The sequence below is a fragment of the Kocuria sp. genome (genome assembly GCF_030536815.1).
GTDB classification, from domain to species: domain Bacteria; phylum Actinomycetota; class Actinomycetes; order Actinomycetales; family Micrococcaceae; genus Kocuria; species Kocuria gwangalliensis.
In genome coordinates this window covers 10,270-16,857 of record NZ_JAUNPE010000023.1, presented here as the reverse complement: position 1 = coordinate 16,857, position 6,588 = coordinate 10,270, and the positions used below count along the sequence as shown (strand labels likewise).

Sequence of the window (6,588 nt, the reverse complement as noted above, 5' to 3'; positions counted from 1 at the left end):
GGACAGCGTGACCGCGAGCGCCGCGGAGGTCATGAGAACCAGCACCCCGGTCGCGTAGGCCCCGCCCTGGGCGTCCACGTTGGCGTCGAAGAGCCATGTGATGACAAAGGCCACCAGCGTGAAGACCAGAATCAGGGGACGCACGGCGCGAGTCCACTCCGGAGCCATGCCGTAACGCGGCAGATAGCGGGGCACCAGGTTGAGCATGCCGGCCAGTGCGGAGGCCCCGGCGAACCACAGGATCAGGATGGTGGACAGGTCGTATGCGCTGCCGAAGACGGGCCCCATGTACTCGTGCGCCACGTACGCCAGTGCGCGACCGTTGGCCTGCCCGCCGGGCGCGAATTCCTGCGGGGGAATCAGCAGAGTGGTGACCATGGACGAAGACAGGAGCATGACGGCCATGATCACGGCGGCCAGTGTCAGCATCTTGCGGGCGCCTCTGATGCGGCCGGCGACGGCGCCGTGGCCGGCCTTGGCGGCGTCGGCGGTGGACCCCGGGTGGATCTGGGTCATGACCGAGACTCCGGTCTCGTATCCGGACATGCCCAGGGCGAGTTTCGGAAACACGACAACCGCCAGGAGCAGGGCCATCCAGGGATTGGAGTGCTGGGTGGTCACGGCGGACGCCCAACTGCCCATAACCTCGGGATGGCTCAGGATGCGCTCGAACCCCACCGCCATGACCGCGACATTGAGGGCCAGGTAAATGGGGACCAGGAAAACGGCCAGGGCAATGGCCTCGCGAAACCCCTTCAGGAACACGGCGGCGAGCAGCGTGATCAGAGCACAGGTGATCCACAACTTGGCATCGTTACCGTGCAGCGGCATGACCGGGTTGTCCACCAGGTGGGTCGCGGCGTCCGCGGAGGACAGGGTGATGGTGATCATGAAGTCGGTGCACGCAAATCCCAGGAGCACCAGCACCGCGATCTTGCCGTTCCACCGCGGGAGCAGTTTCTCCAGCATGCGGATGGACCCCGCGCCGTGGGGGCTGACTGCGGCAACCCAGCGGTACACGGGCAAGGCACCGCACAGGGTGACGAGCACCAACACGAGTGTCGCAACGGGAGCCAGCGAACCGGCCGCCAGGGCCGCAATGCCGGGCTGGTAACCCAGCGTGGAGAAATAGTCCACACCGGACAGGCACATCACGGCCCACCAGGGGCGGGTTCGTGTGTCTTCACGCGGGCGTTGATGCGGCCCGTGGTAGGCCGCCGAGTTCTCCTGGTCTGCGAACAACCAGGCTCGGAACCGGTGAAAAACCGCAGTGGTCATGACAATCCTCCGAGGCGTGGGCACGCGAGGTGTTTCTGTTGCACCGCGTGCCTCCGTGGGCCACGGAGCGTGCCCGTACGCTGGGTGGTATCTGACAGCATATTCTTCTCGCGGGTGTCGCACACCGGTGAGATGGCGCGTGATCCGCGGGGATTCGTGGAGGTGCGGGGGACGACATGGCCGATCAGTCTGCGCAGCTGAGCCGCCGGGCGGTGTTCCGGGGCGCTTTGGGTGTTGCCGTTCTGGGCGCGGGCGCCGGCGCTGCGCTCGCCGGTTGCGGCGCCGCAGAGAAACCGGGAGTGACCACCGGGCCGTACGGGGTGGCGGTGTGGGCCATCACTTACCGGGGGACCATTCATCCCGATCAGAGGGATCGTGGCCCGGCCCGTGCGGGCTGGCCGGCGGCCGGGTACGACGTCGCCGCGGGAGTTGACTTCGTTCCGCACCTCGCGGAGCACGCACCCGTGGACCTCGACGGGCAACGCACGGTGCTGCTCGGGCACAGCGCGGGTGGGCATTTGGCCACGTGGGCGGCGTCGCGCTCCCAGCTCGAGGAAGATCAGGTCGGGGCGCATCCCACCGTGAAGCCGCTCGGATGCGTGTCGATGGCCGGCGTGTACGACCTGATACCCGCGCATCAGGCCCGGGACTACGTCTCAGCTGCCACGGCCGGGCATGATCCGGCAGAACTGTCCGTGGTGGCCAACGCGGACCACAACTCCTGGACCGTGCCCGACCATCCGGCGTGGTCGGTGGCCCGAGGGCATGTCCTGGAACTTGTGGGCCTCTGAGATCACGCAGCGATGGGCGCGCGGTCCAGGCCATGGGGGTGGAATGAACTCCCGACTCCGCGCGTTGCTGATGTCTGGAGAAGGCTGCTGTGCCGGGCGCAGGCCCGCGCGCGACTTTCCCCGGCCGGGCGTGAAGTCCCGGAGTCGTCGGCGCACGGTGCCGACACGCTTCTTCTGCGGGGAACACAGTTCACCCACCGGCCACGACAGAAAGACGTCAACCACACCATGGGCCGCCACTCATCCTCCGATACACCCGCCCACGACAGCCGCGCCTCGACTTCCCACGTCGATCGTTCCCCTTCCGCTCCGACCACGGGCCCCCATCGCACTACCGGCCCGGCTTCCGGGGGCGACGCCGCTGGGGGCACCGACCAGCCGGATCCGCGCCGCTGGCGCATCCTGGCCGTACTTCTCGTGGCAATCTTCATGTCCCTGGTGGGCGTGAGCATCCTCAACGTGGGTCTGCCCTCCATCCAGGAAGGCCTGGGCGCCAGTCAATCCCAATTGCAGTGGGTGCTCTCCGGTTACGCGTTGACCTTCGGTGTGGTGCTCGTGGCCGCGGGCCGTGCGGGGGACATCTTCGGGCGAGGATTCATGTTCATTGCGGGCGTGGTGGTGTTCACCGTGGCTTCGGTGGCGGCGGGAATGGCCGGTGACCCCACCACCCTCACGGTGGCGCGCTTCGTGCAGGGCCTGGGCTCCGGGCTGCTCAACCCGCAGGGCATTGGCATGATCCAGCAGTACTTCCGGGGAGCCGAACGCGGTAAGGCCTTCGGAATGTTCGGCAGCATGGTGGGGATCTCCGTTGGGGTTGGCCCACTGTTGGGCGGTCTGCTCATCCAGATCGGCGGCCCGAGTGAGGGCTGGCGCTGGATCTTCCTGGTCAACGTTCCCGTGGGCATCCTGGCCCTGGTTCTGGCGTTCCTGTGGTTCCCCAAACCCCTGTTCAAGCGCACACGCGGGCAGAGCCTGGGGAAGACACTGCGAGAGCTGGACCCCGTGGGCGCCGTGGTCCTGGGACTGGCCATCCTGGCGCTGCTGTTGCCGTTCATGGAAGCGCGCACGGCGGCCTCAGCGTGGGTGTGGGCCCTGCTACCCGTGGGTTTGCTGCTGCTGGGCGGCTGGGCGGTATGGGAGAAAAAACACAAGCAGAGCGGACACAGCCCCATGGTGGATCTGTCGATCTTCCGCGTGCGCAGCTTCCTGCACGGATCGGTTCTGATCGGCCTGTACTTCCTGGGCATCACCAGCATCTGGGTGCTCGTGGCCCAGTACATGCAGGAGGGGTTGGGTCACACCGCCCTGGAGAGTGGAATGATCGGGCTCCCCAACGCCGTGGCCAGTGCCGTGGCCTCCAACTGGGCCGGGCGGCACGTGCTGCGATTGGGGCGCAAGGTCGTGGTGGCCGGGATGGTCAGTGTCCTGGCCGGCCTTACCCTCAGTGTCATGATCATCCAGTTGCGCGAACACGGGTTGGTCAGCGAATGGTGGTTGTTGGCCACCCTGGCGTTCGTGGGCCTGGGACAGGGCGCGGTGGTCAGCCCCAATCAAACCCTCACGCTGGCCGAGGTGCCCGTGGAGTACGCCGGCAGCTCCGGGGGCATCATGCAGACGGGCCAACGCATCGGCACCTCGATCGGGATCGCCATGATCACCGCGGTGTCCTTCAGCGTGCTGGCCCACACCGACTGGGGACAGGCCATTACGGCGGGCTTCGCGGCCACGGCCCTGGCGGTCATCGCGGCCCTGGTCGTGGCCGTGGCGGATATGCGCTACCGCGCTCGAACGGGCACGGGACGGACCACCACCCGGTGAGCCCACGTGGAGGCCGCGCTCAGATTCCTTTCAGTGAACGGGGAGCATTCTGGTCTCACGCAACCAGAGTCTGTCTGCGGTCACGGCCGTGACGCCCCGTTGGTTCTCACCGGGGCTCCCGCGCCCCGCCCGATCTGATCCGCGCGGCTCCCACGGCACACCCCAGGTGCTGTGTCGCGGCCGGACTCTGGAATACCGTGGTGGCCAAGCGGCATGGACATGAACTGACGAAGGAATAAATATGCGATTGTTGATCGTCGATGACGAAGTGGACCTCTCGGAGTCGTTGCGCCGCGGACTCATCAATGAGGGGTTCGTGGTGGATGTGGCCAACGACGGCGTCACTGGTGCGTGGTTGGCCCATGAGAACCCGTACGACGTGATCGTGCTGGATCTCATGCTGCCCGGAAAGAACGGGTACACAATCCTCAAGGAGATCCGCGCCGAGAAGAACTGGACGCCCGTGCTCATGTTGACCGCCAAGGACGGCGAGTACGACGAGGCCGACGCGTTCGACCTCGGTGCGGACGACTACCTGACCAAACCGTTCAGCTTCATGGTCCTGGTGGCCCGATTGCGAGCGCTCATGCGCCGCGGTGCCCCCGAACGGCCGGTCAACATCACCGTGGGCAGTCTGGAGCTGGACCCGACCCGGCACAAGGTCACCCGGGGGGACGCGGTCATCGAGCTGACCGCCAAGGAATACGTGATCCTGCAGTACCTCATGCAGAACGCGGACACGGTGGTGTCCAAACTGCAGATCATGGACAACGCGTGGGACGCCGCCTTCGAAGGTTCGGAGAACATCGTGGAGGTCTACGTGGGGTACTTGCGGAAGAAGATTGACGTACCCTTTGGCCTCAATACCCTGCAGACCGTACGCGGTATGGGGTACCGGCTGGTTGCGGACACCCCCGCGCCGTGAGCATGAAGGGCGTTCGCAGTCGCTGGGGCGTGCGGCGCAAGACCACGGCGGCGGCCGCTCTGCTCATGATCGTGGTGCTGGTGCTGTCCGGTGTGCTGCTGTTGGAGGTACTCAAGCGCAACATTGTGTCCACCGCCCATGACCAAGCGGTGACGAGCCAGCAGCAGGTGCTCTCGCGGCTGGTGGATGAGCAGGGACCCCCCGACGGCCGCGTGATCTACGTGTGGTCCCGCGCGGATCCCGCCGATCTGCTCCGCGCGGTCGGCCAGCCCGGCGTGCTGGTGCAGCTCACCGATCAGGAGGGCTCGGTGGTGGCCTCTTCACCCCCGATGTCCGGGGACATCGACTTGAACTCGCCGGTTCTCACCCCCGGAGACACGTTCGAATCACGCACGGACAACGACTCGCTGCTGCGCATCCCGAATGATTTCGTCTACGTCTCCGAAGGCATCGTGGTCAACGACGAACCACACACGTTGGTCGTTGCGGTTCCCGTGAACCTGCAGACCAGCTCCCTCACCGTGGTCGCGATCTTCGTGCTGGCCGTGGGCCCGCTCCTGGTGCTGTTGGGTGCGTTGACCATGTGGTGGCTCACCGGGCGTTCCCTGCGACCGGTGCGGCGTATCACCGATCAGGTGCGCACCATTGGCGGAGCCAATCTGGACGAACGCGTGGACGTGCCACCCACCCGGGACGAGATCGCTCAGCTGGCGTCGACCATGAACGCGATGCTCGACCGGCTCCAGGCTTCGGACCTGGCGCAACGGCGCTTCGTGGCCGATGCCTCGCACGAGCTGCGTTCGCCGTTGGCCACGCTGTCCGCCACGTTGGACGTGGCCCGCAACGATCCCTCCGGGGAGACCTGGCAGGAACTGTCGCCGGTGCTCGTTTCCCAGTCACAGCGTATGGGCCAGCTGGTGCAGGACCTCCTGACGCTCGCGCGCGCCGACGACGCCGGCCTGGACATGCGCGTGGCCGACACCGACATGGACGAGGTGGTCTCCGAGGAGATCGCCCGCATCAGGCCGGCGCTCCGGCAAGATCTGACGGTCTACATCGAACCGGTGCGGTTGCGCGCGGACGCGTCCAAACTGCAACAAGTGGTGCGGAACCTGCTGTCCAACGCGGGCCGCCATGCGGAATCGCTGATCGAGGTTCGCCTCAGCACGGTGGCCAGGAACGCGGTGCTGACCGTCACCAATGACGGAGACGCCATTGCGCCCGAGGATCAGGAGAAGGTCTTCGAGCGGTTCGTCCGGCTGGACGCCTCGCGCGCTCGCGACACCGGGGGTTCCGGGCTGGGCTTGGCCATCAGTCGCGAGATCGTGCGCGCCCACGGTGGTTCCATATCGGTTGGCGAGGACTCACACGGTCGATGTCGCTTTACGGTGACCCTGCCCCTCCCGCGGGACGCGTCGTAGCGGCCACCGTCTGGGAAAGCCGTCGCTCGGTGCCCTGATCGAGTCTCCCGATCGGCGTCGGCGGGATGAGCGGGGCGGCGGGATTACGGGACGATTGTGAACTTGACCTGGCCGTCACCGCCGCGTTCGGCGATGCGGAGCACCTCGGCCACCTGGTCGAGAGTGTGGGTGGGGCCCAGACAGTAGTCGACCTCGACCTCGCCGTCGTGGATGCGGCGCACCGCTTCATGGAAGGACTTCAGGCCGGGTTCGGACTGGGCCGCCACGGACCCCTGTAGGCGCACGCATTTGCGGAAGACTTCGAAGATCGGCACGAGGGTCGGTTCGAAGCTCTCGTACAGACCGAACCAGCCCA

General features: G+C 66.5%; 4 protein-coding genes and 2 pseudogenes. 4 read left to right on the top strand and 2 right to left on the bottom strand.

The features are described from left to right. A pseudogene (locus tag Q4E95_RS04115) lies at window positions 1-1,152 on the bottom strand (amino acid transporter); the annotation flags it as partial. Window positions 1,153-1,454: 302 nt separating this feature from the next. Between Q4E95_RS04115 and Q4E95_RS04110 the strand changes: the two are divergent. The 4 genes from Q4E95_RS04110 (at window position 1,455) to Q4E95_RS04095 (ending at window position 6,233) form a co-directional block, all read left to right on the top strand. Next, window positions 1,455-2,069 carry an alpha/beta hydrolase gene (locus Q4E95_RS04110; protein WP_303382097.1) on the top strand — a complete coding sequence of 205 codons (615 nt, stop codon included), beginning with the start codon at window positions 1,455-1,457 and terminating at the stop codon, window positions 2,067-2,069. Window positions 2,070-2,486: 417 nt separating this feature from the next. Beyond that, window positions 2,487-3,887 carry an MFS transporter gene (locus tag Q4E95_RS04105; RefSeq protein WP_303382096.1) on the top strand — a complete coding sequence of 467 codons (1,401 nt, stop codon included), beginning with the start codon at window positions 2,487-2,489 and terminating at the stop codon, window positions 3,885-3,887. 241 nt (window positions 3,888-4,128) lie between these two features. Beyond that, the gene (locus Q4E95_RS04100; protein WP_303382095.1) at window positions 4,129-4,812 is read left to right on the top strand and encodes a response regulator transcription factor; all 684 of its coding nucleotides are present in this window, start codon (window positions 4,129-4,131) and stop codon (window positions 4,810-4,812) included. Window positions 4,813-4,814: 2 nt separating this feature from the next. Next, window positions 4,815-6,233: a cell wall metabolism sensor histidine kinase WalK gene (locus Q4E95_RS04095; RefSeq protein WP_303382105.1), complete on the top strand. Its 1,419-nt coding sequence runs from the start codon at window positions 4,815-4,817 to the stop codon at window positions 6,231-6,233. Between the two features lie 83 nt (window positions 6,234-6,316). On the opposite strand, the pseudogene Q4E95_RS04090 reads toward Q4E95_RS04095, so the two are convergent. Then, a pseudogene (locus tag Q4E95_RS04090) lies at window positions 6,317-6,588 on the bottom strand (zinc-binding alcohol dehydrogenase); the annotation flags it as partial.

Excerpts from the sequence above, each read along its gene's own strand:
- Q4E95_RS04095 (WP_303382105.1), top strand. The coding sequence starts at position 4,815 with ATGAAGGGCGTTCGCAGTCGCTGGGGCGTGCGGCGCAAGACCACGGCG.
- Q4E95_RS04110 (WP_303382097.1), top strand. The coding sequence starts at position 1,455 with ATGGCCGATCAGTCTGCGCAGCTGAGCCGCCGGGCGGTGTTCCGGGGC.
- Q4E95_RS04100 (WP_303382095.1), top strand. The coding sequence starts at position 4,129 with ATGCGATTGTTGATCGTCGATGACGAAGTGGACCTCTCGGAGTCGTTG.